This is a genomic window from Massiliimicrobium timonense, assembly GCF_002160865.1.
In the GTDB taxonomy this organism is placed as follows: domain Bacteria; phylum Bacillota_I; class Bacilli_A; order Erysipelotrichales; family Coprobacillaceae; genus Allocoprobacillus.
Map to the genome: position 1 here is coordinate 1 of NZ_NFLJ01000075.1, position 3,765 is coordinate 3,765.

Sequence of the window (3,765 nt, forward strand, 5' to 3'; positions counted from 1 at the left end):
TCAAATCCAAAGGACTGTGAAGGATGTCCATTTTTAGAGAAATGTACACAGAGCAAAAATCATCAGAAGGTCATCACAAGACATGTATGGGAGGAATATAGAGAAATAGCAGATGAGAATAGATATACACCAGAATGGAAAGATATCTATCCACTAAGAAAAGAGACGATAGAAAGAGTCTATGCAGATTGCAAAGAAAAGCATGGACTAAGATTCACAAGATTAAAAGGACTGAAGAAAAATCAACAGGAATCGTTGATTATTTTTGGCTGCCATAATTTAGGCAAATTAGCGAGAATGAAGAAAAGGAAAGGACTCATAAATATTCCCTCACCCAATAAAAAAGAAGGAAATATAAGGAAAACAATACAAATTTATCAATTTTCATAAAAAATAAAAGAAGTGGTAGATTTAATAAAAAATTCTACCACTTTGTCAACAGTCTGTGGAATCATATATATGATTCCTTTATGATATATCTTAAAACAAATTGCGATTATAAAAAATCGACCATAAAGCATAAGGAATTATCGGTTCGTAAAATGATGAATATTATTATAGAATTGAAAATATCTTCAATAGACAAAATTGATAGAGGTGTTATCGAAACTATTGTTTCTTCATTTATTCATGAAACGCCTAAATCCGTTACGCATAATCTAGGAGATCTTAAGCAGTTTTTTCAGTTCTGTTTTGATAGTTCATTAAGTAGAACCAACATTGTCTCTTATTTCCCAATCATAAGAACACCACACGAAACAAGAATCCCGCATTCGCTTTCAGTAGAAGAAGCTAAACAATTGTTGGCATCAATTGATAGAAGCGATTCCAAAGGGAAAAGAGATTATGCCATTTTAATGATTGCCTCTCATTTGGGATTGAGAGCAATTGATATCATCAATCTTAAGCTTTCAAGTTTTAATTGGGAACTAAAGACAATAACAATTAAACAAGAAAAGACCAATCATACAATCATACTTCCACTTTTGAATGATGTAGGCTGGTCCATCATTGATTATATCAAAAATGGACGCCCTAATGTAGAATCTGAATATTTATTTATAGAACATCGTGCGCCATATGATAGATTTAGCAGTAGTAGCGCTATTTCCAGTATCTTTACCAGAAGAATGCATGATGCAAAATTGAATATCGGAAGAAATAGACGTTGTGGAATTCACTCGCTGAGACACACTCTGGGAACAGCTTTATTAGAAAAAGAAACACCATTACCTGTCATTTCACAAATACTAGGTCATCAGTCTATAAAATCGACAGAAACCTATATGAGAATAAATTTAAGAGGGTTAAGTGAATGTCCGATTGATCCAGAGAGAGTGTTTGATGATGAAGTATAAATATCAAAGCATCTTTAAAGACGTTTTCAATTCATTTGTCGAAGAAAAACATAATCTGGGATTTGATTACAAGACTGAGGAATATAAATTAAAGCAATTGGACGAACTCATAATCAAAGAAAAAATCCTTGAAATAAAGCTGACAAAAGATTTGATTGAAAAATATATCGCAAAAAGATCCTTCGAAAAGAAAATCAATTCCATAAATAGAATCGGAGTTGCCCGTGAATTAGCCAAATTCATGATTCGAAAAGGATATAAGGCTTATGTACTGCCACCATTGCCAAGAGGCTCATACAATCGAGAATTTGTACCCTATATATTTAGTGATGATGAACTTAGAAGGCTGTTTCTATCAATTGATGAATGGGTAAAGACCCCGTCGCTAGATGGACAATATTATAATCAAAGAAAGAAATATCCTATTATTTTAAGAATTTTATATTCTACAGGTATGAGACTCAATGAGGTTTTATCTCTTAGAGTCAAAGACATAGATTTCGATAAGGGTACTTTCACCATCCTAAAAGCTAAAAATCAATCAGAAAGAATTATTCCAATTCATGAAAATGTTTTAAAGATTTTGAAAAATTATATAAACGAAGAAAAAATCTATTTAAATGATGAATATATCTTCAAAGGGCATTCCAGACATTCACATCTCAGCAAAAGTACAGTTGATCAATATTTTCAAAAATTTCTGAGGATGGCAGATATCCCTCACCCTAAAGACGGACCAAGAATTCATTCGTTTAGGCATACCTTTTGTGTTCATAGGCTAAAAATTTGGGTAACGGAAGGCAGAGACATCAATTCACTATTTCCATATTTATGTGCCTATATGGGTCATGCAGATACAAGAAGCACAGAGTACTATCTTCGACTTACTGCAGATCTATATCCTGATATCGTCGTAAAAGCAGAAAAACACTTCTTTGGAGAAAATGACGATGAATAATAAAAATTTTCAATATTATTTGTCTCATTTCTTAACGAAAGAAATGCCAGTCAACAGAAATAATAGTACAAATACAATTTCCTCATATGCAACCACTTTTAAGTTATATTTAGAATATATGAATGAAGAAAAAGGAATAAAGCCCAACAATGTGAATCTGTCTGATATTACAAAAGATAATGTGATTGGCTATCTTAACTGGCTGGAATATAAACATCAAATCCAAGTCAATTCAAGAAATGTACGACTGGCAGCAATCAGAAGCTTTGTAAGCTATTTACAAATCGAAGATATTGAACATATATTTGAATATCAAAAAATATTATCTATCAAAAAGAAAAAAAGTTCAGATAATGAAGTGTTGTGGATTTCTAAAGATCAGATGAAATTATTATTGAATTCTCCAAGTTCTCATATAAAAGATGGATTCAAGGATAAAGTCATGCTTACTGTATTATATGATACTGGCGCACGTGTAGACGAATTGATTCATATGAAATTAATGGATATTCATTTAGATAAGCCTTCATCTATCAAAATCAAAGGAAAAGGAAATAAGGTACGAGTCGTTCCAATTATGGGAAACACTGTAAAACTTCTAAAAAAATATATCGATGAAAACAATCTCAAAAAAAGGCAATTTGAAGATCATCCATATTTATTTCAAAATAGAAGTGGAAAACCATATACAAGGGCAGGAATTTCATATATTATCAATAAGTATGTAGATATAGCCAATTCAAAATATAACGCAAGAATAACTGTCAAGATGCATCCACATGTATTTCGTCATTCAAAAGCTGTACATCTTCTTGAAGCAGGAATTGAATTAATTTATATTCGTGATTTTTTAGGTCACAGTAGTGTCAAAACAACAGAGATTTACGCGAAAATATGTTCACAAAATAAGATTGATGCGTTAGAAAAGGTGTATGAAAACTTATCGCAAACATCAGAAAATGATTGGACGAATGACCAAGATTTAATGGATTGGTTAACAAAATTATCAAAGAAATAAAAAAATAATGTAAAGTAATTTCAGTTAATTTCCTTATAAACACTAGGTTTTTAGCTTCTACTTTACATTATTTCTAACTTTACATTATTACCAACTTGACGAGCTCCTTTAATAATGAGCGGTTTTTTCACTTTTTTGTTTTTCCATTCTATTAAATCATTATAGATTATTCTTTTCATAACTATCACCATCCATACATAGTATATCATTTGAATAGAGAAAAATACATAAAACAGATATAAAAAGTTATAAAAAAATGCAAAATAATTTTTATTTTATATTAAAAAAATGCAAAATGTATAATTTATTATATTAAAAACTTACTAAATTTCTGATTATCTTTTCATAAGCTGGTAAATGTCGGTATAGCCTGTATTTTAGGGCTTTATCGGCATTTTCCGTTTGGAAGATACATTGCAAAAGCTGGCATT

General features: G+C 30.7%; 4 protein-coding genes. All 4 read left to right on the forward strand.

Annotation, left to right across the window (positions count from 1 at the left end):
- Positions 1–390: transposase (locus tag B5E75_RS14010; protein ID WP_241146678.1), on the forward strand; the 390-nt coding region annotated here is incomplete at its 5' end.
- Positions 391–542: 152 nt separating this feature from the next.
- Positions 543–1,358 (forward strand): site-specific integrase, encoded by an 816-nt coding sequence (locus B5E75_RS14015; RefSeq protein ID WP_162607715.1) that lies wholly within the window; start codon positions 543–545, stop codon positions 1,356–1,358.
- Positions 1,345–2,316 carry a tyrosine-type recombinase/integrase gene (locus B5E75_RS14020; protein ID WP_087360542.1) on the forward strand — a complete coding sequence of 324 codons (972 nt, stop codon included), beginning with the start codon at positions 1,345–1,347 and terminating at the stop codon, positions 2,314–2,316. The genes B5E75_RS14015 and B5E75_RS14020 overlap by 14 nt, the downstream gene beginning before the upstream one ends.
- On the forward strand, positions 2,309–3,334 hold the full coding sequence (locus B5E75_RS14025) for a tyrosine-type recombinase/integrase (RefSeq protein ID WP_162607716.1): 1,026 nt from the start codon (positions 2,309–2,311) through the stop codon (positions 3,332–3,334). Before B5E75_RS14020 ends, B5E75_RS14025 begins: the two co-directional genes overlap by 8 nt.
- Positions 3,335–3,765: the final 431 nt, after the last annotated feature.

Bases quoted from the DNA above. Each gene is read 5' to 3' on its own strand.
- B5E75_RS14015 (WP_162607715.1), top strand. From the start codon at position 543: ATGATGAATATTATTATAGAATTGAAAATATCTTCAATAGACAAAATT.
- B5E75_RS14020 (WP_087360542.1), top strand. From the start codon at position 1,345: ATGATGAAGTATAAATATCAAAGCATCTTTAAAGACGTTTTCAATTCA.
- B5E75_RS14025 (WP_162607716.1), top strand. From the start codon at position 2,309: ATGAATAATAAAAATTTTCAATATTATTTGTCTCATTTCTTAACGAAA.